Origin of the sequence: Piscibacillus salipiscarius JCM 13188, from assembly GCF_001311865.1 — a bacterium.
Lineage (GTDB): Bacteria > Bacillota > Bacilli > Bacillales > Alkalibacillaceae > Piscibacillus > Piscibacillus salipiscarius.
Genome location: NZ_BBCD01000008.1, coordinates 52,769 through 79,017 on the forward strand (window position 1 = coordinate 52,769; position 26,249 = coordinate 79,017).

Genomic DNA, 26,249 nt, shown 5'->3' on the forward strand with positions numbered 1-26,249 from the left:
AATTACAATAAAAAAGAGGAGGGTTGTCCCTCCTCTTTTGCCCTATGTATTGCATTATTTAACAGCATCTTTAAGGGCTTTACCTGGTTTAAATGCAGGTACTTTACTAGCTGGAATGTTGATCTCTTTTCCAGTTTGTGGGTTACGACCTTTACGAGCAGAACGCTCACGTACTTCGAAGTTACCGAACCCGATAAGCTGTACCTTTTCAGATTTCTTTAAAGAGCCTGTAATAGATTCTAAAACAGCATCAACAGCTTTTGCTGCATCTTTTTTAGATAAGTCCGCTTGATCAGCTACAGAGTTTACTAAGTCTGTCTTGTTCATATCTTTCACCTCCTCTCAAATTTTCAATTATCAGACAATACCATTCTAACCACATTTAAACAAAATACACAGTAAATGCAACAACTTCCTGCATATTGCCTGCGTTTAACCGACTTTTTATGCTATTTAGCATTATTTTCTAGCCGGTTTAACTGCATATTACCACATTAATAGTTAAGATAGCAAGGAAAAATAGCGTCAAATAAGGATTTTTAGATGTTTTTTCTCTATTTTTGTATAAATCATACCATTCTACCATCTCTCAACCAAAAATTAGAGTAAATGACGTGGCTACTTGTATACCAAGGGCTTTGCTTTATAGTTTAAGATTATTTAATAGATAGATTATATAAGAACAATAAAAAAGCGACTTATTCGTCGCTTTTATAAAATGATGGCTATTAGACCACCGTTTCCTTCATTTATAATTCTTTCTAGGGTATCTTTAAGCTTATATCTTGCATGCTCTGGCATTAACGTTAATTTAGCGTGGATACCTTCTCTTACAATAGAACTTAGCGAACGACCGAAGATATCTGACTTCCAAATGGATAATGGATCCTCTTCGAAATCTTGCATTAAATACCTTACTAGTTCTTCGCTTTGCTTCTCTGTACCGATTATTGGAGCAAATTCAGATTCAACATCAACTTGAATCATATGAATTGACGGAGCCACTGCTTTAAGTCTAACACCAAATCTTGAACCTTGACGAATAATTTCTGGTTCCTCAAGCCTCATATCTTCTAAAGCTGGCGTTGCGATTCCATATCCTGTCTGCTTCACCATTTGAAGAGCATCAGAAACTTGATCGTATTCTCGTTTTGCATCAGCATAATCCTGTAATAACTCTAACAAGTGATCTTTACCTCTGATCTCTACACCTACAATTTCTTTTAACACTTGATCATAAAGTTCATCTGATGCATGTAGGTCAATTTCTGCAACTCCCTCACCCATTTCCATTCCTGAAAGGTGGGCATCTGTTATAAAATCATAGTCGTAGAAATTTCCGACCACGTTATCTACATCACGTAATCTTTTGATATTTTGAACTGTTTCTTGAATGGCACCTTGAAATTGTTTGCGAAGCCAATGATCTTCTTTAAGAGCCATTACCCAGCTAGGTAAGTTTACATTCACTTCAAGTACTGGGAATTCATATAACGTTTCTCTTAAAACATTGTAAATATCCTCTTCTCGTAAATTCTCTACAGATACAGGTAAAACTGGAATGTCATACTCTTCAGCCAGCTCATTTCTCAGTTCCATTGTTTCAAGCTCATGAGGCTTGCTAGAATTAAGTACCATGATAAATGGTTTACCGACTTCTTTTAGCTCTTCAACAACTTTACGTTCAGCTTCTACATAGTCCTCACGAGGAATTTCACCAAATGATCCATCAGTTGTAACAACAATACCTACTGTAGAATGTTCCTGAATAACTTTTCTTGTTCCAATTTCTGCTGCATCGTGAAATGGAATAGCTTCTTCATACCATGGTGTATGAATCATTCGTGGTCCATTTTCATCTTCAAATCCTTTCGCGCTATCAACCGTGTAACCTACGCAATCAACCATTCTTACTTTGACGTCTAACCCTTCATCTACTGCGATTTCAACAGCTTGATTAGGGATAAACTTTGGCTCTGTTGTCATGATCGTACGCCCAGCAGCACTTTGAGGCAATTCATCTTTTGCCCTTTCTCGTTCGTCTTCACTTTCGATGTTCGGAATAACCACTAAATCCATAACTTCTTAATAAATGTCGACTTACCTGTTCGGACTGCACCTACAACTCCAAGGTAGATATCACCGTTCGTCCGTTTCGATATGTCATGAAACACGTTGAAATTTTCCATTATATCCCTCCGACCCTGTACAATATCGTACACCTATTATTCGATGCAATATTAATTTATGATGTTGTCCTATTCAAATATGACTCAATTTCAAAAAAAATAGAGATTCTAATAAAATTTAAATAGAATCTCTAATACCATTTTATTCTTTTGTTTTATTTTCATGTTTAAAAATAATTTCTCCATCTTCCAAATACATAGGTGGAGAATAAGTCGGGACTAATGGATATTCTTGAACTAATAGGTTTCTTAAGTCACCATCATAAGACTCTATATTATTTTCTTCTAATAATTTATAGACATCCGGGCGATAGTCAACTAATGCTTGTCCTTTTGCATTAATGATCACATCTAATTTATTTCTAGTATATGGACTTTTAACAGTAAACGGCTGATCAATACCTAATGATTCATAATCTAATTTAAAGTAATTTTTAAAAAGCATTTCACCATAAGGCGGATATAAATTCTCATTTCGATATAAATTAATCTCATAATTTACAGTACGTAATTTTTGATTTACTCGCACATCTGACACTTTAACTATCGCCTTATTTTCTGGGTCTATAATCACGTATGAATAGGCACCGCCCCGTTCATACGAATTAGCAGGAGGCTGTCCCATAATATTTGACTCTTTTAATTTATTAAAATCTATAGGATATTTTATAAATAATGGTGTATTTTGATCTCTATTTTTAATCGGTAATAAACCATTATGTTGTTCTTGATATTGATGCACTGCATTTTGGACTTGTTCCAATTGTTCATCATTTGTAGGAGTGTTTTCTACACGCTGACTATCAGGATATAGACAAGCTGATAATATTACTGATGTGATAACAAGTATAATTCCTAACTTAAGCTTCATTTATTAACCCACCTATTCTGCTGTTGGTCCGCTGAAAACAATATAAAAGATAATGATACTTCCAATAATCAATAGTAAATAAGCTAGAATACTTACCACAATTCCAAAAAACCTTTTAATTTATGTCTAGCAAATAATATTAGTAGTGCAGATAAAATTAATGCACCCATACCTCCAAACGATATGTACATTCTAAACATTGCATCTGTCATTCTAATCAAGCCCTTTCTCTTTTCTCTAGGGGATATTATAGCATAACTATAAACTATTTTAAGGGATGAAATTTGTAAATCATGTTAATTCATATCTATATGCAAATTAAAAAGAGGTGCATGGGGCTCTGCACCTCTAGTTTTAGACTAAATTCCTCACAAAAGTAGCTCATATTGACTGTTGCATATTATAGTATGACTCATCGTACATCCTGAAACTTCGCTTGCCCATTCTTACCCTATTTTTTAAATAATTGTTGCAAAGTTTGATGATCCAATTGATGCCCTTTTTCAGTAATCATTTTAACGATCCGATCTTCTTTTGTTGACTTAATGGTTTATTTGCCATCATAGCCAGTTGTCTTACTAAATTCCGGACTGTTCTTTCATCTTTAAAGTTTGCATTTTGAACAGACTTTGCAACATTCATCACTTCATTAGGGTTAATATTTGCTTTCTTTTTCAAATGCTCAAAAATATTTTGTTGGAAATCTTGAGACATATTTGGCTCCTCCCTAGTTTGCATTCGTAATACTATATGCAAGAAAGGGAGGGCTGTTGTGTGTGTTTAGCGTCTAATTTTATAAAAATGAATTTAAATCTTCTAATTCTTTAGTTTTCCCACGATTCATTAATTCATCTACTACTTGTTTAGGGTCTTTTTCATCAAACAACAGTTCATAAAGCCCTTCTGTAATAGGCATAGGAATATCTAATTTCTGTGCTAATTGATAAGCAGCCTTCGTCGTTCTAACGCCTTCTACAACCATACCCATTTGATCTAATACATCCTGAAGAACATAACCTTTACCTAACATATTACCTGCTCGCCAATTTCGACTGTGTTGACTTGTACAAGTAACAATTAAGTCTCCAACACCAGTTAAACCGGCGAAGGTAAGTGGATTGGCATCTAATTTTGTTCCTAAACGAGCAATCTCAGCAAGCCCTCTTGTAATAAGGGCAGCTTTTGCATTATCACCATAACCTAATCCATCGGAAATACCTGCACCAAGAGCAATAATATTCTTTAAAGCTCCACCAATTTCAACACCAACAACATCATCGTTCGTGTATACTCTAAAATGTTCATTCATAAACAAGTCTTGAGCAACCTCAGCGGCGTCCATGTTGTATGATGAAACAGTAACAGTTGTCGGCTGTTTAAGTGCAACTTCTTCTGCGTGACTAGGTCCCGATAATACAACTAGTCGGTTGTTAACCTCATCGCCTAATTCGTCCGCGATCATTTCTGATATTCTTTTATGTGTTTCGGGCTCAATACCTTTAGAAGCGTGAATGACAGTTTGGCCATTGGTTATAAAAGGTCTTAATTGTCTGCACACTTCTCGAATTGCTTTAGTAGGTACAACTAATAATATAGCTTTAGCACCTTCGATAGCTTTTTGCATATCAGAATAAGCAACTAAGTTTGAAGGTAGTTCTACATTTGGTAAATATTTTGAGTTAATATGTTTTGAGTTTATTTCTTCAACTTGTGACTCACGATGAGACCAAACTCTAACATCATGGCCATTGTGCGCAAGTACCATAGCTAGCGCTGTTCCCCAGCTACCTGCACCGATAACTGCAACTTGTTCCATTTAATTCTCACCTCTTATTTTCTTTGTCTAGCGTAAATTTTAATAGGTGTACCAACAAAACCAAAAGCGTCACGTATACGGTTTTCTAAAAAGCGTTCATACGTAAAGTGCATAAGCTCAGGGTCATTTACAAACACAACAAAAGTTGGAGGCTTTGTTGACACTTGAGTTGTATATAGAATCTTAAGTTTCTGTCCTTTGATTGATGGTGCTGGATTCATAGCGAGTGCATCTTCGATGACTTCATTTAATAAATTGGTCCTCACTCGCTTTGAATGATTCTCACTAACTTCAATAACCATTGGTAGAAGTGTGTGAATTCTCTTAGTAGTTAATGCTGATAAAAATACGACCGGGGCATAAGAAAGAAATTGAAATTGTTTCCGTATGTCGTCTTCAAATTTTTTCATCGTATCCTGCTCTTTATCAACTGCATCCCATTTGTTAACCACAATAACAATTGCTTTACCTGCCTCATGAGCATATCCAGCAATTCTTTTATCTTGTTCAATGATTCCTGTATCAGCATCAATGACAACTAATACGACATCACTGCGTTCTATCGCTTTTAGAGCACGTAAAACACTATACTTTTCTGTTGATTCGTATACTTTACCTCGTTTTCTCATGCCAGCTGTATCAATTATTTTAAATTTTCTGTTATCTTTAGAGAATTCAGTATCTACAGCATCTTTTGTGGTGCCTGCTATATTGCTAACAATGACACGCTCTTCGCCTAAAATCGCATTTACTAATGAAGACTTACCAACGTTAGGCCTACCGATTAATGAGAAGTTAATACGATCTTCATCTTCATCATCATCAAGGTCCTCTGGAAAGTGCTTAATAACTTCATCTAATAAATCGCCAAGTCCTAAACCATGAGTACCTGAAATGGGATATGGTTGCCCAAACCCTAATGCGTAAAACTCATATAGGAGTTCCTGCATTTCGTAATTATCAATTTTATTAACTCCAAGTACAACAGGCTTATTCGATTTATATAGAATTTTAGCTACCTCTTCATCAGCTGCTGTAATTCCTTCTCTACCATTGACCAAGAATATAATGACGTCAGCTTCTTCTATCGCAATTTGAGCTTGTTCACGAACTTGCACGATTAAAGGCTCGTCACTAATATCAATGCCACCTGTATCGATGACATTAAAAGTTGAATGAAGCCATTCAGCCTCTGAATAAATTCGGTCTCTGGTTACACCAGGTGTATCTTCTACAATCGATATTCTCTCACCTACAAGGCGATTAAATATAGTTGATTTACCTACATTAGGTCTTCCCACAATTGCAACAACAGATTTTCTCATATATATTCATCCTTTAATGTAAACTTCTTTAAAATGACAAATAAAAAAGTGGCATTTGCGCCACTTTTTTTTTTTAAGGCGGAACAGAGCGGCTCAATTTAAAAATAATCTATGGCTGTTCCGTAACATATTTGACTAGTTAAATTGGCGCTCTCAGTCCTGCTAAATATTAAAGTTTACTTTTTTAAGTCTTTTAATCGGTCGCCGATTAAATCGCCTAATTGAAAACCTTGATCGTCATCGTCTTTTTGATATTTCTTCAACTCAACATTATCTTGTTCTTCTTGAGCTTCCTTTATGCTTAGAGAAACTCTTTTATTCGTTTTACTAATATCAAGTACTTTCACTTTAACTTTTTGACCTTCTTGTAACACTTCTTGCGGATTACCGATATGCTCTTTTGCGATTTGTGAGATATGGACTAAGCCTTCAACACCTGATTTTATTTCTACAAATGCACCAAATTAACGAGACGCTTTACCTCACCTTCGACGACATCACCTGGTTTGAATTCATTTTCAATCCCATCCCATGGGCCTGGTTTTGTATCTTTTAGTGATAAAGCGATTCGTTCATTATCGCGATCGACAGATAAAACCTTTACTTTTACTGTTTCTCCCTCAGTTACAACATCCTCAGCCTTGTCAACATGATCATGGGATAGTTGGGAAATATGAATTAATCCGTCTACTCCACCTAAGTCTACAAAAGCTCCGAAGTTAGTTATGCGTTGAACTGTACCCTCAACAATTGAATCAGCATCAATATTATTTAATACCTCTTGCTTTTTAGCCTTTTCTGCTTCTTCAACTACAGCACGATGAGAAAGAATAACTCGCTGTTTTGTAGCATCCATTTCAATAACTTTAACTTCTAGTGTTTGTCCTTTATAGGGCTCAAAGTCTTCGACGTAATAGGCTTCAACGTGTGATGCAGGCATAAATGCTCTCAAACCAGCATCCATCACTAAACCTCCATTAACAACATCCATAACTGTTGCTTCAAAAACTTTATCGGAATCAAGCTTTTCCTGTAAGTTTTCCCATGCTTGTTTTGAGTTAATTGTTTACGAGATAAAACAATCGCTTCGTCTTCTAATTTCGTAACGAGTAGCTGAACTTCTTCGCTCTCAGATAGTACTTCATTCGGATGTTCTACATGAATGTGTGATAGTTCAGATATCGGAATAATGCCATCAAATTTAGCTCCAATATCAACAATAACCTGCTTATCCTCAAGTTTGATTACTTTCCCTATTACTTCGGTTCCTACCTCTAAAGTTTGTTCCATTTGATTTTCTTGATTTTCGCTCATTTCTCTTCCTCCTTAAGCTTTCAAACTACCACATTTCTATAGTTAATAATTTCATCTTAACATGGATGATCTATTTTCATCTAATAATCGCTTAATATGGTCCATAATTTCATCCGTCACTTCTTGAGCATTTGGCTTTTCTGTTTGCATGGATTTAAATTCTATAGGTTGTCCATAAACTACTTTTATTGGACTGAATTTTTTGTATGTACCAATTATAGCACAAGGTATGACTGTTGCATTAGAACGCATGGCAAAAATCCTGCACCAGCCAATCCTCTCTTTACTTCTCCATCTTTACTTCGGGTTCCTTCAGGAAAAAGACCTAGAGTATGGCCTTCTTCTAGTAATTTCAGACCATTTCTTAACGCATTTCGATCTCTCATCCCTCTTTTACAGGAAAAGCGCCTACATTAGTTAAGATCTTATTTAACCAACTTTTCTCAAAAAGCTCTTCCTTTGCCATGAAATGAATATCTCTAGGACTAGTAATCCCGACAACTGGCGGATCAAAATTGGAAATATGGTTTGAACAAATAATAACTGGACCATTTTTAGGTATGTTCTCTTTTCCAATAACCTTTATTTTAAATATTAAACTAAAAATAATCTTAACGACGGTTTTAGCAAATTTATAGAACATGGTTTAAACCCCTTTATTCTTTTGAATGAACAAGCGATAATATTTGATCTGCTACTTCATCAATAGACTTATTAGTTGTATCAATTTCAATGGCGTCATCTGCTTTGACCAGTGGTGCGACCTCTCTTTGAGAATCGATTTCATCACGTCGTCTGATTTCTTCTTTTAATTGCTCTAAGTCAGAGTCAAAACCTTTTTCTATGTTTTCTTTGTGCCTACGTTCTGCACGTTCCTCAACTGAAGCGATTAAAAAGATTTTAATTTCGGCATTTGGAAGCACGAATGTTCCAATATCCCTTCCATCCATAACAACATTTCCTTCTTCAGCAAGTTGTTGTTGCATTTCAACCAATTTTTCACGAACCTTACCGTGTTGAGCTACGTAAGAAACATGATTAGTTACATCATGGTCACGAATTTCGTTCGTAATATTTTGGTCATTTATATAGACTTCTTGCCCGCTTGAACGATTTTTAAACATAATGTTACATCGATCAGCTAAGTCACTTAAACGATTTTCATCATGAACATCGGTGTTAGTGTTTAAAGCCATCCAAGTTAAAGCTCGATACATTGCTCCAGTATCGATATAAACATACTCTAATTTTTTGGCGATAATTTTTGCTACTGTACTTTTTCCAGCTGCTGCAGGTCCATCAATTGCAATTCTCATTTTTCTATTCCTCCGTTACCTCGATGTTAACCATTTATTTTTTTGCGTACTTCAAGTTGTTTTTCAAAACAATACTTGATGATTTGATCTCTCTGTTTTTCATTTAAATTATTAAATTGAAAAGTAATTTTAGATGGGGAGTCAGATCGTCCCTCTATGGCTCTAATTAATTCAACTTCTGCAATAAAATAACTATAATGAATGGCATCGTATGGAAGTACAATAGTTGCTTCCATTACGTCTCCCCGCTTGTACCACTTAGAAGTGCCATCATCTACAACTGCTAACCCACCACCACTTATATCTAATGTTCTAGTAATTAACGATGGGCTATTATCATTTAGGGGCTTGATCGCTATATCTAGGGAAACGTCTACTCTTACGTACTCCCTTCTTTGAATCTTCTTCATTTCTTGATGTGAAGGTTTTAGAATCAGTAATACTGGAATCTTAAGTTTTTTTCTTCCCTTTACTTCTGAAGTGAATTGATGTACATTGCCGTCACTACCTATAAAAGATACGTTAAATTCTGAGCCGTCTAATAATAATGTAGTACGACCTGTCTTTTCATTTATAGGATAATCAATACAGAGATAATGTTCAGTAGTCTCAACAATTCTGCACTGAAAACGATTTTCTAATTCACCATCTTTAAATGTTTCAATGGTTTAATTTCATTCCTACTTTAAACATGGTTATTCCCCTTCCCGTTTTCAGATACTCTTATTATGGCAAAAAAAAATGAAAAAGGAAAAAGACTTAATTGTCTTTCCTTTTCCAGATTAATTAATACCGTATAATTGTTCTGACTGCTGTAAAATCTCAACTTTTTCTTCAAAGCCATCATTAGCGTTTATATACACTCTATATGTTTGTTGATCAATGACACCTACCATCTCATAACAAAGCACGAGATCACCAATATCATTTTCTATGACTGCTTGACGTGTTTCCTTAATATCAATATTTGGATTAACGACATCTCTAGCTTCTTCTTCAGTTAATTTTTTATTAAAATCAACTTCACCTCTTCTAGTTGTGTTAACGATGTAATCTCTTGCACTTAGTCCAACAATGTCACCATTATCAAGGGCAACTTTTACTTGAAGGCTGTCAGGGTAGTAATAAACACCATCCTCAACTCTTACAAACCTGAACACTCCAACCTTTTCATATTGTGAACTTTCGACCATTTCTATATTTTCATAACCGATTCCATTTAAAAGTTCTTTAGCTTGATTCATGGCCTTGTTAAGACTTATTTTAGCTTCACCAATGTCTCTTGTCAGCATGTATGATATCATATTTGCCCCTTGCTGGGTTACTTCAGCATAACCATGTAAATCTCCTGTATCAAACGAAACGTTATACATCGGAATATTTGAACCTTTACCAGTTTTAGAAACCTTCATATCGACATTTTCATTCAGTTCAAATTGTTTTGAGATAAATTTTCTGACTTCTTCTTCTTTATAGGATTTGCCTTCGAAATTAATTTGTTCCCCTTCAGACTTGGTATTTAAATTAAAGACACCTTCATTGTCTGAACTGTTAAATTGATCAGAACTATCTTCAATCGTTTTTAAACCATCTAAGATTGTATTATCAGAAGGTTCATTCGTAGCTAATGCTACTTCTACGTCCATCCATCGTAAACCTTGATCAAGTACTTCATGTTGAACCGTTCTTAATTCTTTTTTAATTTTATTAGAATTTTCGTGTAATTGATTTAATGTTTTAAGCTCTTCATCCGTTAAAGGATTTTCACTTAAGCCTCTTACGGCGACCCGATATGAGAACTCTCCAATATTATTAAGGAACTCCTCTGTTTTGTTAAACGGTAATAAAGTTAACGGTAATTGACCAACATCCGCTTGAGCATCTGATGATATTTTCCAGATTTCAGCTAGTTGAGGAGACAAATTTTCTGGTGTATTCATAGCTAATACAGTTCCAATTTTGTCATTAAGTAAATCCATGCGATAGGTTAAATCATGGAAAGCACGCTGATAATTGTTTTCTGCTTGTATTAAAATAGCATTCTTTTCTTGGTGCTCCTGATAACCATATACGATAGCACCTATGAAACCGATCAATAGAACAATATATAATATCCAACGAAACATATCAGAAGTCCTCCTTTCTATTTACAGAAAATGTGTTTTCCAATTCGTTTAATTTGAGGTCTTTGCCATATCCAATCAGAAGTTGCTGTATCAGGGTTGAAGTAATAAATAGCACCTCCAGAAGGATCCCAACCATTTATGGCATCCATAACAGCTTCTCTAGATTGTTCATCAGGTTCCATGTAAAACTGTCCATCTGCTACTGCGGTAAACGCAAGTGGTTCAAAAATGATTCCCGAAATGGAATCAGGAAATGTTGAGTCTTCTAACCTATTCAATATAACTGCTGCTACAGCTACTTGCCCTACGTAAGGCTCACCTCTAGCTTCAGAGTAGACTGCCTGAGCTAGTAATTGTATGTCATTTTGTGAAAAACCTTTTGGTACATTTGTAGCAGTAGGTTGCTCTGGTTGTTCTTGCTGATTGTTTTGATTAGCTTGACCTTGCTGCCCTTGGCCACCCTGTTTACCTTGGTTTCCTTGTTGATTTTGATTAGACTTTTGAGCTTCAGACCATGGACGTTTCTGACCACCGTAGTGAGTGAACTCTTTACCTTGTCTTATTTGTTCCTTCACCCATTGTTCATCGTATTCAGATGCTTTAACTAGCATATCCTTAGTTTTTGACCAACAAGACCATCTACTTTCATTCCAAATTCATTCTGAAAATTACGTACAGCCCAGTAAGTTCCCCATCCAAAACTCCATCAATTTTACCATTATAAAAACCGATATATTGAAGTCTTGACTGTAATTCTATGACATCATCTCCGACTGCTCCTTTTTGAATAACTTGTTGAGTAAACGCTTTAGTTTCTGGTACTTCACTTGATGTACCTATAGTCAATGCAATTGCTAAACTGATCAGAATCAAAATTTTTAGTTTGGACAATGTATTCATTCCTCCTCATACAAACAATCTGTGCTTTATTATCTTTTGTGATTTTTGGTTAATATTCTTACAAATAAAAAAGCCTGCAGATATCTGCAGACTTTATAATCTTAGAATGAATATTCTTTTTTACCTGAAGCGATCATGACCGCAAGTTTCACCCTTGCTTTCTTACTATCTGAGTCACTTCCTAATAGGACACCTTTATTGATTAAATCATAGGCGCTACCTTCGTAATCGTACGTAGGGTAAACGGCTCCTTCTTCTGAAGCAGTAGTAATAACGATAAAAATTCCATTTTCTAAACATTTCTTTATAGCTGGCATCATTTTGGGAGGAACCTGACCTCTTCCTACACCTTCTATGACAATTCCTTTAGCGTTTGCTATTCTTAAGGCATCTAATATAGATCCATCTGCATCAGTGTAACATTTAACGATATCAACTCTAGGTAAGCTCCCCTTAATTGAATAATACTCACGTTTTATGGGTTTTTGGAAAACTTGAACTTCATCATTATCAATGATTCCTAGATAACCAAAGCCAAAAGCATTAAATCCTTGAATGTTACTGGCATGTTCCTTCTTCACATATTTCGCTGAAAAAATACGTTCATTAAAAACTACGACGGTACCAGCATTATGCAAATCTTCGCTACAAGCAGAATAAATGGCATGCCTTAAATTAATATAAACATCGCTACCTAAATCAGAAATCGAACGTTGTGAACCAGTAACGACAATTGGTCTAGGATCATTAATCGTTAAATCTAAAAAGTATGCTGTTTCTTCTAACGTATCTGTACCATGGGTAATGACAACACCATCAACTTCAGGATTCTCAAAATAAAATTCGATTTTATTTTTTAATAACACCCAATCATTTGCCGTTAGGTGTACGCTTGGTTTTTGAAAAGCGGAATCTACTTCCACTTGTATTTCATCTGGCAACTCACACAAAGAGGCTAGTTCTTCACCCGTCATTGCGCCAGAAGTTAATTTGCCACTATTTTCATTAGGTTTACTAGCGATCGTTCCACCTGTTGTAATTAAGACTACTTTTTCATTTAATCACCGTGATTCTTTTTATTTTGAATATGATCAGCTATCAGTTTACCGTGGTGTCTACCATTTTCAATAAAGATTTCATTATTATTATAACCTGCAGCTATAACTCCTGCTATATAAATATTTTGAACATTAGTCTCCATTGTATGACGATCAAATAATGGACGGCCGGTTTCATCGTTTATTTCAATACCTATATGTTTTAAAAACGAATGATCTGGATGATAACCTGTCATAGCGAATACAAAATCAGCATCGATCAATTGCTCTTTACCATCTATAACTGCCTTTACATGTTTTGTCTGTATTTCTTTAATATTGGAATTAAAGTGCATGTTAATTTTTCTATGTTTAACTAGTGATTCAAACAATGGCAAAATCCAGGGTTTAACGCTTGGGGAGTAATCAGCTCCTCTATATAGTACCGTGACGTTAGCACCAGCTTTCTCTAATTCCAATGTTGCGTCTACTGCAGAGTTCTTTCCACCAATTACGACCACATTTTTATCGAAAAATGGATGTGCTTCTTTGAAATAATGTGAAACATGGGGTAAATCTTCACCAGGAATATTTAATTTATTAGGATGATCATAATAACCTGTTGCAACGACAATATAGTCTGCTTGGTAATAAATTTCATCACCTTTGTCCGTTGTCGTTTTTAATTGAAACATATTATGTGACTGTCTGATTTGATCGACACGTTCAAAATTATTTATTCTCAAATCACTTCTTTGAGCAACCATTCGATAATAGGTTAACGCTTCATTTCGGACTGGTTTTTGACGTTCAGAGATAAAAGGCATATTACCAATTCTAATTTTTCACTTCGAACTGAAAAAATGTTTGGTGTGTTGGATAATGATATATAGCATTTGCTACATTTCCTTTTTCAATTAACAATGGTTCAATACCTTTTCGTTTTAACTCAAGGGCAGCTGAAAGACCACAGGGTCCTGCACCAATTATGATGACTTCTTCTTTTTGCATCTAACTCCACTCCTAAACATACAAATCTCCTACCAAAACTATGATAGGAGATTGACCTTAAATAATCAAATTGTAACTTCTGACTAAATCCATCCACGGAAGCGAGCGGCTTCAGTCATTTTACGTACACCAACCATATAAGCAGCTAAACGCATGTCAATTTGTCTATTTTGACTTGTTGTATAGACATTATTAAACGCTTTAACTAATACTTCGCGTAATTTTTCTTGTACTTCTTCTTCTTTCCAATAATAGCCTTGGTTATTTTGGACCCATTCAAAATATGAAACAGTCACACCACCAGATGAAGCTAATACATCCGGTACAATAAGTACATCACGCTCAGTTAGAATCTTAGTAGCTTCTAACGTCGTTGGGCCATTTGCTGCTTCAACCACAATACTTGCTTTAATGTTATGAGCATTATTTTTTGTAATTTGGTTTTCAATTGCAGCTGGTACTAAAATATCTGTATCTAGCTCTAACATTTCTTCATTAGTAATAGTGTCTTCAAATAAATTAGTTACTGTACCGAAACTATCACGACGATCCAGTAAATAGTCAATATCTAAACCATCAGGGTCGTGTAAGGCGCCTTCTGCATCTGAGATTGCTATAACTTTAGCACCCATGTCATACATGAATTTTGCTAAAAAGCTTCCGGCATTACCGAAGCCTTGTACAATTACACGAGCTCCTTTAATATCAATTCCACGCTTTTTACATGCTTCTTCAATACAAATCGTTACACCTTTAGCTGTTGCAGATTCTCTTCCGTGAGATCCCCCTAACACAATAGGTTTACCTGTAATGAATCCTGGATTATTAAATTCGTCAATACGACTGTATTCATCCATCATCCACGCCATAATTTGAGAGTTAGTAAAGACATCTGGCGCAGGAATATCTTTTGTTGGACCTACAATTTGAGAAATAGCTCTAACATAACCACGGCTTAAAGCTTCCAATTCCCTAAATGACATTTTTCTAGGGTCGCAAATGATACCGCCTTTACCACCACCGTACGGTAAGTCAACGATACCAGCTTTAAGGCTCATCCAAATGGATAAGGCACGTACTTCATTTTCAGTAACGTTAGGGTGGAAACGAACCCCGCCTTTTGTCGGTCCTACTGCATCATTATGTTGAGCACGATAACCTGTGAATATTTTAATTTTACCATCATCCATTCTGACCGGAATTCTAACGATCATCATGCGGACTGGTTCTTTCATCAATTCATAGGCTTCATCTGGATAACCTAATTTGTTAAGAGCATTTTTAATAACTTCTTGAGTTGAAACTAGAATATCATTGGATTCATGAGAATCTGCTTGCTTATCGGCTACCATGTGTTTACCTCCTATAATAAAAACGAGAAAAATAATGATAAGTGCTTTCAATGACTAGTATACATTGTCATACCGAATATGCAACAAAAATAAGCCATAATTTTCCCTTGTTTATTGCTTTATTAGAAGCGTAAAAATATTAAATCAATTACTTCGTTAAATTTCGTATATATTATTCCACTTTAGTTAAAGAAATAAACTCCTTTAACATGTCTTCATAACTCATATTTATCGCTTTAGCAGCATCAGGATATAAACTAGTCGGAGTCATTCCTGGAAGAGTATTGACCTCTAATATGATTGGTTCATTCTGATTATTTAAGATAAAGTCTACTCTTGAATAAGTTTCACATCCTAATGATCGATGAGCAAGAACCGCATATTGTTTAATTTGTTCAGTTAATTTTTCATCAACTTCTGCAGGGCAAATGTGTTCACTACCTCCCTCAGAATACTTTGATTCATAATCATAATATTCACTATTAGGAATAATTTCAATTATTGGCAAGGCCTCCTCTTCACCTTTACTGCCCAGAACAGCACAAGTTAGTTCCCTGCCTTCGATGAATTCTTCAACTAATATTTCAAAGTCATGAGTGAAAGCCAAATCTATGGCCTCTTTGATTTGGCTTTCTTGATTAACAATTGTCAAACCCAATGTTGATCCTTCTTGATTAGGCTTAACGACAATAGGTAATTTAAATTGCTCTTGGATCTTTTCTTCAACAGAATTAACATTTTGATGATTACCAATGTTATCCCTTTGCAACTGGGATGTTATGACTAGCAAAAATTTGTTTCGCTTTTGATTTATCCATCGCAAGTGAAGAAGCTAATACACCTGAGCCTACATATGGAATATCCATTAAATCAAGCAAACCTTGAACGGTACCATCTTCACCTTGTTTACCATGTAAACCAATAAAAACTAAATCACAATCCTTGACCTTGCCCATTATAGAATCTAAATGTTTAGGATTAAAATCTATTCCTATTACATCATGACCAAGTTGCTTAAGTGCCTGAATAATTCCTTTTCCAGTTGATAAAGATACTTCTCTTTCTTTAGATGTTCCACCGTATAAGACCGCTATGTTCATTTAATGTTCACCTCATAGTTTAAAAATACTTCACAAAGATTTGTAGTGCGTTTTCTTTTGCAATTGGAATCCCATGTTCGCTAAGAATGTGAGATGTTAACGTACTTGGGGAAGCATACTCTGAAATAACTGAGATTAAGTCTTGCCTTATTTTTTCGGTCAAAGATGTCTCATTAATGTGAAGATAATACGAATCATCATATGAATAGAGACTACTCGTCAAATCATATTTGTACTGTACCCTTTTCGCTGCCTGTATAACATCTTCCAAATCATTAAATATAAATATCATCTCTTTACTCTCATCCATTGTCACTTTTAATTCGATATACTCGTCATTTTCACTCTCATCATATTCATTCTGAGTCACGATAATAATCATACCTTGCGCTTGTAACATATGAACTTTAACGACTAACATACCATCTAAGTCCATATTTAGCTCTTCACAAGCTTCATATAACATATCTTGGAATAATTGATTAGCTCTAGGCAAATTATCCCATAAATCTTCTTTGGAATACCCTCTTTCTTGAAGATCATCATATGTTAAGAAAATCTTAAACTGGTTAACGCTTAAACGCTCTAATCTCACGTAACCACCTCCACCGTCTCACTATTATCTTATGTTTAGGGCTAACATAAAATTGCCTGTATTATTCAAATTAATTCGAATTGTTTAATGGATTTAATTCTACTGAAAATATATTTATTCCTGCCACTAGATATAAGCAAGAGTAGTATAGTTTTATTAAAATCTCGACGATTATAATAAACTATTATCATTGTAACCAATAAATATAGGCAAAGGGAATAGTAATAATTAAGATCACGAATAAAAATAATAATGTTTTTAAAATGTATTGACTTAGTTTCATTTGATTGACGTCAAAATTTATATTCTTCTTTGAACGACTTTTTCTTCTATGCCTTTCCTTTCTAGATGGTAAATTGTATTCATTTAAATCTTTTTCTACCTTATTTACCTGCTCTCCCATGCTGGCTTCACCTCTGAATAGTATACTCGGTAATACATTCCTAAAAGAAAATCAATCGTAAAATGAGTTGTTATGGTAACTAACAAGTTGTTAGTTAATAAAAACAAATAACCTATTAAAAAAGATAGAATTAAAACAGAAACCAATAATACTGGTTTATTTAAATAACGGAAATGAACTAATGCAAATAAAATACTAGCTATTATAAACCCAAAACTCGTTTGTAAAACTCCTCTAAATAACAGTTCTTCAGAAAAACTAACAACTAATGCTAATAAAAATATTTGAGGAATCGATAATGATGTAAATATTCTTTTGTTAATTCCACCATCATCATAATGTTTTTCAGATAAAAGTTTAATTAACAGAAGATCTATTATAACTATAAGCAAACCGGGAAGGAAGCCATATATAAAAAGCTCTCTAATTTCCCAATTAAACATATGAATAAGTGATGTTATATCATTTAATAAAATATAAGATAATAAGAATGCAATTACTATAAAAATAATTTGTGAAAAATATAAGTTTAAAATTAATTCTCGTTTAGTTAGTTGCATTATGATTTCAGTTTGCTTCTTCATTGAGTCACCTTCTCATTAGGTAACAATTCATTAAGTATTCTTCTCCACTCATTTAAATTAGATCTTCGGTCTGTTTGCGTGACCTTCCACGAAGTTAAAACAAATCCGCAATGATCACAACACTCATAATCTGAACTCCTAACAACGGATTGATAAGATTCAAATAGCGCTTGTCGTCTACATTGTTCAACATTAACCCATTTTAATAGCTCTAAAACACTTTTAAGCTTAATTTCTTTTCGTTTATTACGGATGTTAATTATCTCTTTAATAATGTATTCATTAGAACTTTCATTAAGTTGATCTATTTGAAGTTTAAGAAATCTCTCTTTTACTTCTGTTAACGAATCTTTTATATCATGGTTTACATATAAAGCTATTTCTTGATCTTCAGGCAACTCTGAGTCAATGAGCTGAAAAGGCAATGCCTCATCACCATCTGTGTATAATAACACACTTACACTATGTTCACCGTCACGACCTGCTCTACCTGTTTCTTGGATAAAAGATTCAATATTACTTGGCAAATGGTAATGAATAATTAACCTGACGTCATCTTTATTTATTCCCATTCCGAATGCACTTGTACAACATATTATATCTAGCTGACCTAGCATAAATTGTTGCTGTATTAATAAACGATCATGTTGCTCCATTCCACCGTGGTAAAAAGCAATGGATCGTTCTGGAAAGTTTCTCTGTAACTGAGAGCAAATTTGTTCTGTTACTTGTCTGCTAGAAAAATAAATCATAGTTGGAGCATTGACTCGTTCAATCACATCTAAGAGTTGCTCTTGCTTTTCGGTAACATGATTAGATTTTAGTACATTGTAAGATATATTTGTTCGATCCATAGGATAAATAATCTTCTTCATTTCCAAATCAAGATAATGAATAATATCATTTTGAATTTTAGGTGTTGCTGTCGCGCTTAAAGCAAGTACAGTTGGTTCATTTAATTCTTTTATTACATCTTTTAACCTCAAATAATCTGGTCTAAATTCATGACCCCACTGTGAAATGCAATGTGCTTCATCAATTACAAACAGCGAAACACCCACTTGTTTCAATCGATTCATAACCAACGGGTGCTGAAGCATTTCAGGTGAGCAATAAACTAGCTGGTATTGATGTAAATGATTAAGCACGTTTCGTTTTTGCCGTTGATCCAACATACTATTTATAGATGTTACTTGTTTAAACCCTTGAGATTTCAACAATTTTACTTGGTCAATCATTAATGAAATTAATGGTGATACGACAAGCGTTGTCCCTTTTGAAAGTTTCGCAGGCAATTGATAACAAATAGACTTTCCACTCCCAGTTGGCAAAGTTGCAAGTGTATGTTGATTTAATTGTACCGATTCTATAATTTCTTTTTGCCCTTCTCTAAACGAGGAGAACCCAAAATAATGATATAATGCCTGTTCTAAACTTCGATCACCTTGTTTAATCATAAACGACACTCTCTTTATATGTATGATATTTAGCCAGAACTAGTCTAAGTTCAAAATATGTCACTGAGTGATCCAATTTCTCCATTAAACTCTTTAATCTTTTTGTGTTGGTTTGGTTCACGACTTGAATAATCCGTTTAATTGTTTCTAAATCAATATATGGAGCAATATCGAAATCATCAACTTGTGTGGCTATTTCTATAATATGATCTTGAATGGTGCTTTCTTTTAAATGACGAATTTGTTCAACCTCTTTTATATTCCTTCCCTCTTTTAATAGATTATAGGTTTGCTGTGCAGAACTTGTTAATGAGGTATGACGGTCATCTATAATTAAATCACTCAAAATTGGATATTGCTCTCGTTCTCGAGTGATTTTTCCTAATAGATCGTGAATGACAGCTTTCGTAATTAATTGAACATCTTCTACATTTAACTGAAATAAATCTGACACTTGCTTCTGGTTTAATCCTATCCGTTTATACCCAGATAATTGAATTGTAAATATATTGGCATTTACTTCTTCACATTGATTTAATAGTAGCTCTAATTCATGCTTTAATAATCCTGCTAATAAGCTATGGTCATGTATAGTTAGTAACCGTTTAACCTGATTCTGAACATCAAAATCATCCGTTATAGGAATAAAGCGTTTATTCTTATATGATAAATTTGACAATGACTGCATCAACAATTGTAATGTGCTAAACCATTTTTGATCTATGCGATGGTATTTGAAACCATTAAAATATATTAATGGATCTAATACGTCAAAATCAATGAACGTCTTGCCTTTTTCAGTTAAAGAAAACGAAACAGGATCTATCTTGATATATCCATCTTTAATACATTCATCCAGCCAGTTAGAATAAACTTCTTTTCTTAAATGAGGAAGTATACCATAGGCATTTCTTAATTGAAAAAGGTGTATGTCCTGAATGGTTTGAGCTGATTTTTTACCTTGTAGGATATGGTAAGCTGCGTATGCTGTACGTTGACCGTTTAATCGTGATAAAATATATAGTAATGTTTCTTTGAAATTAATCATGTCACACCTCAGAAATGTTGGAGGATTAAATATGTCTAAATATACTTACGTGAATCAAGACACTTGTATAGCTTGTGGCGCTTGTGGCGCAACAGCTCCCGATCTGTTTGATTACGATGAAACCGGTGTAGCCTTTAATTTAATTGATCAGAATACTGGCACAATAAAAGTTCCAGATGAATTATTAGAAGATCTTGAGGATGCTTATGAAGGTTGTCCAACAGAATCTATTCAGCTTTTGGATTTTCCCATTAAATCCAAAAGTTACTTATAAACTTATTTATGATAATAGGCAGTCATTTCTTTGAAGTGTTTGACAGCACTTTTTTTATAAAAACTACTAAACAACCTTTCACCTAATTGATCAACTATTCTATAATAATGTGTCATTACATGTCTTTGCAGTATTAGACCGTTTTGTTCGTCTATGACTTTCCAAAATGTATGGTTCATCCATTTTTGAGATTGATGTAAGTGAATATTTTTCGTGCAATGGTTTGTAATAGATGAACAATATCCTCTTCTCCGAATTCCTGCTGTATAATAGAACTATCTCTAAAGATACTTGCAAAGGTTACGATGACAGGCCAGCTTGCTAGTTGCCTGTCTTTTTCAATTTGCACAATTGTCTTCTTTGAAATGCCAAGAATAGATGCCATTTCATCTTGATTATATTTAAATTCGCTTCTGACTAGTTTAATCTTAGATGAAAGGACTTTCACTAATTCTTGTTCATTCATCGCATTCCCTCACATACATTTTGTCATTTTATATCATTTTACCATGAATCTTGCTTTTCTTACTATATAAAGATTGGTATAATAAGTAATCGAAATAAGCATAAGGAGGACTAACTATGGCAGAAAATAAAATTGTAGAAGTATTTGTAGAAATTCCTACAGGTAGCCAGAATAAGTATGAATTTGATAAAGAAAAAGGTGTTTTTAAACTTGATCGTGTTCTATTCTCACCACAATTCTATCCAGCAGAATACGGATATCTAGATGAAACACTTGCATTAGATGATGACCCATTAGATGCACTTGTACTAGTCACTAACCCTACTTTCCCTGGATGCGTCATTGATGCACGTGTTATTGGTTTCCTAAACATGATTGATAGTGGTGAAGAAGACCAAAAATTACTTACAGTACCAGTTGAAGACCCTCGTTTCAAAGATGTTTATTCATTAGAGGATGTACCTCAACACAAATTAGATGAGATTTCTCATTTCTTCCAAACATACAAAGATTTGCAAGGCAAAAAGACTGAAATTGGTGATTGGGAAGGTCCAGAAGCTGCAAGCAAGTTAATTGATGAATGTGTTAAACGTTATCAAGATCAAAATTAATAAAAATAATTAAGAAGAATCCGAACTAAATTAGAGTTCATGACTCTACTCAGTTCGGATTTTTTAATATACTTTAATTAAGCTTAAAAGGTCTATTGAACATTGATATATTCAGGAACATGAATAGGCTCAGTTAAGTCATATGGTCCTACTTGATTCATATTTAAATTAGTAAATTGAATTTGATTATAACCGAATGAACCAGCTGTTAATAACATAGCTTCTATCAATCTTTGCACGGACTCCTGATTACTTGGTGATAATTTTGAATGAATATTAATTTCTAAAACCGCGCTATCCTCAGAAAAATTTACTTCTAAATCCTTAGGAATAGGTGCAATAACATTTAAATTCTTTTCATTTATCTTTAGTTCATCAATTGCCTCTTCCATAGACATGCTTTGATTTAATCTCTTTCTTACCCAAAAATACCTATTTTTAGTTTCAAATAATTTATAAGCATATTTTTGTTCGTCAAAAGTGTATTGATCGATCGTTCCAGAATGAGGAAGGTCTAAAGATTTACCCTCTGAATCTTGTAATTGTATTTGCTCATGCCCTAATGATTGAAAATAACTTAGCGACTCAGAAAGTGCCAATTCACTAGCTGAACCTTGCAATTGAGTTTCATCAACCTGAACAATAGGGACAGACTTATTATTAGTTCCCACGAATTGGGCGTAATGATTTAAATTGGTTTTTAATTCTTCTTGTTGTACGACCTCATCCTGTTGATTAAAGAAAGTATAAGGATCATTATTTTCAGGGATAAAATAAGTCAAAGGCACAAAATATTGAGCGGCAGGACCTGGAATGATTAAAGTTGCCTTGTGTATGCTATCGGAAACTACTTGTTCTTCACTTAACAGTCTGGGTCCAGATGACTCGATTATATTTGATTCAGCCTGAGGTTGTTCTGAAAATGGTTTGGATTCTTCCCCTTCAGCCTCTTCTGCTTTTTCAACACTTTCTTGTTGATTACTATCTGTATCATACGAACTTGATTCATTGTTCTGTACACCTATTTGATCAGCAGTTTCGTTAGAACCAACGAACTGATAGCCGACTATGATCGCTAAACAAAGTGCAGCGGCAGTTGATATTGCTGGCAATAACCAAGTAATTTTTTCTTTTTAGGCTCATCTTCAATATTAATCTCTTCTAATACCTTTTCGTAATAATCATCAAACGTCTTTTTGTCATTAATATTGGGCATCTCAGACAATAGTTTTTCAATTGAATCATCATTATGTTGTTTACTCATTCTGTATGCCCTCCTTCGCGCTGTAACATAAGTTCTTTTAAAACGCTAATCGCTCTATGTTGTGTCGTTTTAACTTTGCTTGTTGTCCAATTAAGTACGTCTGCGGTTTCTTTAATGGATAGTTGTTGAATATACCTTAAGATAATGACCATGCGTTGGTCTTCCGTGCATTCATCTAAACACTTATACATATCTTGAATTTCTTCGCTTTTTTCTGCTATTTCTTGTGGTGTCGGGGATTGATCTTTTAATAAATTTGAATGTTCGTTAACATCAAATTGATTTGCAGTGTGTTTTTTCTGTTTACCGTATTTTCTGAAGTGATCAATCGTAACGTGTCTAGCTACTGAGAATAGCCACGTTTTTTCACTACTTTCGCCTTTGAATGTGTCATAAGATTTTAGAACTCTTATGTAAACCTCTTGAACTAAATCCTCTGTTGTTGTTTGATCCTTTACCATATAATAAATAAAAGAAAATAAATCTTGGTGATATTTTTCATACAGCTCTTGAAAGACAGCTTTCATTCGTAGAGCCTCCGTTCTCAAATATATAGTCGAAATATATGTATAAAAGTTACAACACCCAATATTTTATCATATAAAACAACATCTCAAATTAATATTGCAATTGTTGTTCTATGAATGCATGAATAAAACCCAAACTAAGATTATATTTAAATCATTAGTCTGGGCTTACTTTTCATTGTCGTATACGATTATTGAGGTATTGAAAATATAAATGTAGTCCCCTCACCCAATTGACTTTTAGCGTAAATTGAACACCATGTGCCTCAACAATATGTTTAGCAATCGACAGTCCTAAGCCAGTTCCTTTCTTTTGCCCATTTCTAGTTCTTGCTTTATCACTTTTATAGAAACGTTCAAAAATGAATGGTAAGTCTTCTTCCGGTATGCCAGAGCCATTATCATTAATATAAAACGTAAGTTCATTATTGCTTTCATCAACTTTAACTTCAATTTTACCGCTATTAGGTGTGTGTCTCATGGCATTATCGATTAAGTTAGTCAACACTTGTTCAACTCGGTCCGGGTCAAAAGAATATGTTAAGTCAACTGGAACATGTTCTACTAACTCTATTTGTTGTTCATCAGCGATTGAGTGGAATTTCTTAACAATCCGCTTAACAAAAGGTTTTACCTCTACATTTTCTTTACTAATTTGTATATGTCCTGCTTCCATACGCGCTAAGTCAAGAAGTTCATTAACTAAACGGTTCATCCTTAATGATTCATCGTAAATAATTTGAGCTAATTCTTGCTTTTCCTCTTTAGTTTCTGCAATATCATCAACAATCGCTTCTGAATAACCTTGCATCATCGAGATTGGCGTTCTTAATTCATGTGAGACGTTAGCAAGGAAATCTTTACGCAATTTATCTAACTGTCGTTCCTCTGTCATATCACGAATAATTGCTACAGCTCCCCTGGCCTCACCTTCAATATATAATGGGGTCATGACTAATACAAAATTACGTCCTTGAGCTACAATTTCTTTTGCATATTCCTGCTCTTCCTCAATCACATTCTGCAATGTCTTCCTTAATTCTTGTGGCAATGTATAATCCTCATTGTCTCCTTGAAAATTAACCTGCGATAAAAACTGTTCAGCAGGTGGATTAATCAGCATAACACCCAGTTGTTTATTTACTGTAATAACACCGTCTGCCATCGATTTTAAGATACTCGATAATTGCGATTTTTCTTGGTTTAAAGCTGTTATATGGTAATTTAACTGTCTTCTCATTCGGTTAAATGAAATAGCTAATTCACCAATTTCATCATGAGTTAATACTGGAACTTTCGTATTAAATTCACCACGGGATAATTCTCCCGCTACTCTTCTCATTTTGATCAGAGGTGCTGTTATACGACTCGATAAGAAGAATGCAAAAATAGTTGTAAGTACGATGGCAATAGTTGCCGCTAATAAAATGATTTTTGTAGCTTTAGTAGTAGTTTCTTCAACTACTTCAAGTGACTGATAAACATAGATTGCTCCGTTGTTGTCTACTGTTGGCATTCCAACTATTATAATTTCCGCGTTACTATTTGGTAGTGTCGTAATTTTTCGAACCGATTCGTTCGAATTAAATACCCCACTTATTTCATCATTACTTACAAACCAACTAGGTTCAATAGAAGGTTTATTCGCGTCCATTTTATTTTGCCAAAAATCATGTTCGGTAAAAAAGACCGTAACACTGGTTTGAGGTGCTAATAATTGATCAATTGTATCTAAAGTTAGAGATGTTTCTTTATGTTGGTCTATGACTACTGCAACATTTTCAGCCTGGTTCATCAGATTTTCTTCAGCATCTTGAACATAGAAATCCTCAAAAAACTCAAGTAAAAATACAGTTAAGATCATTAAGACGAAAGCAACTAATAAAATAATCGTAAACCATAGTTTAAAAACAACACTTCTCCAAAGCATTATGAATCGATTACCTCAAACTTGTACCCGATTCCCCACACCGTCACAATCATTTTTGCAGCATCTTCTGAAACTTTGCTTAATTTTTCTCTTAGTCGTTTTTACGTGAGTATCAACTGTCCTTAAATCACCAAAAATTCATACTCCCACACTTCTTTCAGTAACTCTTCGCGGTCAAACACTTTATCAGGTGTCTTTGCTAAATAATAGAGTAATTCATATTCTTTTGGTGTTAAATTAACTTGAACCCCATCAGCAATTACCCGATGTGCATCTTTATCGATGGTTAAATGAGGATAAACAATCACATCATGGGAATCAGTATCCGTTTTTAAATATTTTGTTGATGATGAACGACGTAATAAAGCCTTAACTCTCAAAACGACTTCACGAGGGCTAAATGGTTTAACTATATAATCGTCTGCTCCGACTTCAAAGCCTTGAACGCGGTTCGACTCTTCTCCTTTAGCTGTTAACATAATCACAGGTGTTGCCTTACGTTCACGGAGTTTAGTACATACTTCTACGCCATCCATTTCTGGAAGCATTAAATCTAGTAATATTAAATCAAAATCAATTTCTAAAGCTTTTCTTAAAGCTTCTTCACCGTTTTCAGCCTCTTCTATGACATATTCCTCACGTTCTAAATAAAGTTTTAGTAAACGTCGGATTCGCTCTTCATCATCAACTACCAAGATTTTCGCTTGTTCAGACATGTAAGACAACTCCTTTA

23 protein-coding genes and 9 pseudogenes are annotated in these 26,249 nt (G+C 34.3%); 2 read left to right on the forward strand and 30 right to left on the reverse strand.

Going from position 1 to position 26,249, the window contains the following annotated elements:
• Window positions 1-54 precede the first annotated feature (54 nt).
• The 24 genes and pseudogenes from hbs to JCM13188_RS07410 form a co-directional block, all read right to left on the reverse strand.
• On the reverse strand, window positions 55-327 hold the full coding sequence (gene hbs / locus JCM13188_RS07310; RefSeq protein ID WP_054753168.1) for a non-specific DNA-binding protein Hbs: 273 nt from the start codon (window positions 325-327) through the stop codon (window positions 55-57).
• 384 nt (window positions 328-711) lie between these two features.
• Window positions 712-2,189: pseudogene (gene spoIVA, locus JCM13188_RS07315) on the reverse strand (stage IV sporulation protein A).
• A gap of 142 nt (window positions 2,190-2,331) precedes the next feature.
• A complete protein-coding gene (locus JCM13188_RS07320) occupies window positions 2,332-3,060 on the reverse strand; it encodes a YphF family lipoprotein (RefSeq protein ID WP_054753170.1) in 729 nt (242 codons plus the stop codon).
• Window positions 3,061-3,072: 12 nt separating this feature from the next.
• Window positions 3,073-3,272: pseudogene (locus tag JCM13188_RS18415) on the reverse strand (DUF2768 family protein).
• Between the two features lie 298 nt (window positions 3,273-3,570).
• Window positions 3,571-3,774: a stage VI sporulation protein F gene (locus JCM13188_RS07325; RefSeq protein ID WP_369404881.1), complete on the reverse strand. Its 204-nt coding sequence runs from the start codon at window positions 3,772-3,774 to the stop codon at window positions 3,571-3,573.
• A 79-nt stretch (window positions 3,775-3,853) separates the two neighbouring features.
• Window positions 3,854-4,876: an NAD(P)H-dependent glycerol-3-phosphate dehydrogenase gene (locus JCM13188_RS07330; RefSeq protein ID WP_054753172.1), complete on the reverse strand. Its 1,023-nt coding sequence runs from the start codon at window positions 4,874-4,876 to the stop codon at window positions 3,854-3,856.
• Between the two features lie 14 nt (window positions 4,877-4,890).
• A complete protein-coding gene (gene der, locus JCM13188_RS07335; RefSeq protein ID WP_054753174.1) occupies window positions 4,891-6,201 on the reverse strand; it encodes a ribosome biogenesis GTPase Der in 1,311 nt (436 codons plus the stop codon).
• Window positions 6,202-6,377: 176 nt separating this feature from the next.
• Window positions 6,378-7,515: pseudogene (gene rpsA, locus JCM13188_RS07340) on the reverse strand (30S ribosomal protein S1).
• Between the two features lie 51 nt (window positions 7,516-7,566).
• Window positions 7,567-8,158 (reverse strand): annotated as a pseudogene (locus JCM13188_RS07345) (lysophospholipid acyltransferase family protein).
• Window positions 8,159-8,171: 13 nt separating this feature from the next.
• Window positions 8,172-8,831: a (d)CMP kinase gene (cmk, locus tag JCM13188_RS07350; RefSeq protein WP_054753176.1), complete on the reverse strand. Its 660-nt coding sequence runs from the start codon at window positions 8,829-8,831 to the stop codon at window positions 8,172-8,174.
• Window positions 8,832-8,857: 26 nt separating this feature from the next.
• The gene (locus tag JCM13188_RS07355) at window positions 8,858-9,241 is read right to left on the reverse strand and encodes a flagellar brake protein (protein WP_054753178.1); all 384 of its coding nucleotides are present in this window, start codon (window positions 9,239-9,241) and stop codon (window positions 8,858-8,860) included.
• 24 nt (window positions 9,242-9,265) lie between these two features.
• Window positions 9,266-9,496, reverse strand: a pseudogene (locus JCM13188_RS20665) (flagellar brake protein); the annotation flags it as partial.
• A gap of 117 nt (window positions 9,497-9,613) precedes the next feature.
• Window positions 9,614-10,957, reverse strand: a complete 1,344-nt coding sequence (gene ypeB, locus JCM13188_RS07360; protein WP_054753180.1) for a germination protein YpeB — start codon at window positions 10,955-10,957, stop codon at window positions 9,614-9,616.
• Between the two features lie 17 nt (window positions 10,958-10,974).
• A pseudogene (gene sleB / locus JCM13188_RS07365) lies at window positions 10,975-11,857 on the reverse strand (spore cortex-lytic enzyme).
• Window positions 11,858-11,958: 101 nt separating this feature from the next.
• A complete protein-coding gene (locus tag JCM13188_RS07370) occupies window positions 11,959-12,897 on the reverse strand; it encodes an asparaginase (RefSeq protein ID WP_054753183.1) in 939 nt (312 codons plus the stop codon).
• Window positions 12,898-12,914: 17 nt separating this feature from the next.
• Window positions 12,915-13,905 (reverse strand): annotated as a pseudogene (locus JCM13188_RS07375) (YpdA family putative bacillithiol disulfide reductase).
• 83 nt (window positions 13,906-13,988) lie between these two features.
• The gene (locus JCM13188_RS07380) at window positions 13,989-15,257 is read right to left on the reverse strand and encodes a Glu/Leu/Phe/Val family dehydrogenase (RefSeq protein ID WP_054753184.1); all 1,269 of its coding nucleotides are present in this window, start codon (window positions 15,255-15,257) and stop codon (window positions 13,989-13,991) included.
• A gap of 172 nt (window positions 15,258-15,429) precedes the next feature.
• Window positions 15,430-16,080 (reverse strand): D-alanine--D-alanine ligase family protein, encoded by a 651-nt coding sequence (locus JCM13188_RS07385; RefSeq protein WP_369404882.1) that lies wholly within the window; start codon window positions 16,078-16,080, stop codon window positions 15,430-15,432.
• Complete coding sequence (locus JCM13188_RS20670; protein ID WP_369404883.1) at window positions 16,013-16,357, reverse strand: D-alanine--D-alanine ligase family protein; 345 nt, start codon at window positions 16,355-16,357, stop codon at window positions 16,013-16,015. The genes JCM13188_RS07385 and JCM13188_RS20670 overlap by 68 nt, the downstream gene beginning before the upstream one ends.
• 19 nt (window positions 16,358-16,376) lie before the next feature.
• Complete coding sequence (locus tag JCM13188_RS07390) at window positions 16,377-16,952, reverse strand: adaptor protein MecA (protein WP_054753186.1); 576 nt, start codon at window positions 16,950-16,952, stop codon at window positions 16,377-16,379.
• Between the two features lie 187 nt (window positions 16,953-17,139).
• Window positions 17,140-17,355: a hypothetical protein gene (locus tag JCM13188_RS07395; RefSeq protein WP_054753188.1), complete on the reverse strand. Its 216-nt coding sequence runs from the start codon at window positions 17,353-17,355 to the stop codon at window positions 17,140-17,142.
• On the reverse strand, window positions 17,340-17,939 hold the full coding sequence (locus tag JCM13188_RS07400) for a CPBP family intramembrane glutamic endopeptidase (RefSeq protein WP_054753191.1): 600 nt from the start codon (window positions 17,937-17,939) through the stop codon (window positions 17,340-17,342). Before JCM13188_RS07400 ends, JCM13188_RS07395 begins: the two co-directional genes overlap by 16 nt.
• Window positions 17,936-19,396 (reverse strand): RecQ family ATP-dependent DNA helicase, encoded by a 1,461-nt coding sequence (locus tag JCM13188_RS07405; RefSeq protein WP_054753193.1) that lies wholly within the window; start codon window positions 19,394-19,396, stop codon window positions 17,936-17,938. Before JCM13188_RS07405 ends, JCM13188_RS07400 begins: the two co-directional genes overlap by 4 nt.
• Window positions 19,389-20,444, reverse strand: a complete 1,056-nt coding sequence (locus tag JCM13188_RS07410) for a YpbB family protein (RefSeq protein ID WP_054753195.1) — start codon at window positions 20,442-20,444, stop codon at window positions 19,389-19,391. The genes JCM13188_RS07405 and JCM13188_RS07410 overlap by 8 nt, the downstream gene beginning before the upstream one ends.
• Before the next feature lie 31 nt (window positions 20,445-20,475).
• On the opposite strand from JCM13188_RS07410, the gene JCM13188_RS07415 reads away from it, so the two are divergent.
• Window positions 20,476-20,718 carry a ferredoxin gene (locus tag JCM13188_RS07415; RefSeq protein ID WP_054753197.1) on the forward strand — a complete coding sequence of 81 codons (243 nt, stop codon included), beginning with the start codon at window positions 20,476-20,478 and terminating at the stop codon, window positions 20,716-20,718.
• Window positions 20,719-20,893: 175 nt separating this feature from the next.
• Here JCM13188_RS07415 and JCM13188_RS07420 read toward each other — a convergent pair whose 3' ends face one another.
• Entirely contained in the window at window positions 20,894-21,184 is a 291-nt protein-coding gene (locus JCM13188_RS07420) for a helix-turn-helix transcriptional regulator (RefSeq protein ID WP_054753199.1), read from the reverse strand.
• A gap of 116 nt (window positions 21,185-21,300) precedes the next feature.
• Between JCM13188_RS07420 and JCM13188_RS07425 the strand changes: the two genes are divergently transcribed.
• Window positions 21,301-21,795 (forward strand): inorganic diphosphatase, encoded by a 495-nt coding sequence (locus JCM13188_RS07425; RefSeq protein WP_054753200.1) that lies wholly within the window; start codon window positions 21,301-21,303, stop codon window positions 21,793-21,795.
• A gap of 92 nt (window positions 21,796-21,887) precedes the next feature.
• Here the strand turns inward: JCM13188_RS07425 and JCM13188_RS07430 are convergent, their stop codons facing one another.
• The 5 genes and pseudogenes from JCM13188_RS07430 to JCM13188_RS07450 form a co-directional block, all read right to left on the reverse strand.
• A complete protein-coding gene (locus JCM13188_RS07430; RefSeq protein ID WP_054753203.1) occupies window positions 21,888-22,907 on the reverse strand; it encodes a hypothetical protein in 1,020 nt (339 codons plus the stop codon).
• Window positions 22,871-23,059, reverse strand: coding sequence for a hypothetical protein (locus JCM13188_RS07435; RefSeq protein WP_054753205.1), 189 nt, complete (start codon window positions 23,057-23,059; stop codon window positions 22,871-22,873). Before JCM13188_RS07435 ends, JCM13188_RS07430 begins: the two co-directional genes overlap by 37 nt.
• On the reverse strand, window positions 23,056-23,586 hold the full coding sequence (locus tag JCM13188_RS07440; protein ID WP_054753207.1) for an RNA polymerase sigma factor SigX: 531 nt from the start codon (window positions 23,584-23,586) through the stop codon (window positions 23,056-23,058). The genes JCM13188_RS07435 and JCM13188_RS07440 overlap by 4 nt, the downstream gene beginning before the upstream one ends.
• 191 nt (window positions 23,587-23,777) lie before the next feature.
• Window positions 23,778-25,516 (reverse strand): annotated as a pseudogene (locus JCM13188_RS07445) (ATP-binding protein).
• A pseudogene (locus tag JCM13188_RS07450) lies at window positions 25,516-26,232 on the reverse strand (response regulator transcription factor). Before JCM13188_RS07450 ends, JCM13188_RS07445 begins: the two co-directional pseudogenes overlap by 1 nt.
• Between the last annotated feature and the right edge of the window lie 17 nt (window positions 26,233-26,249).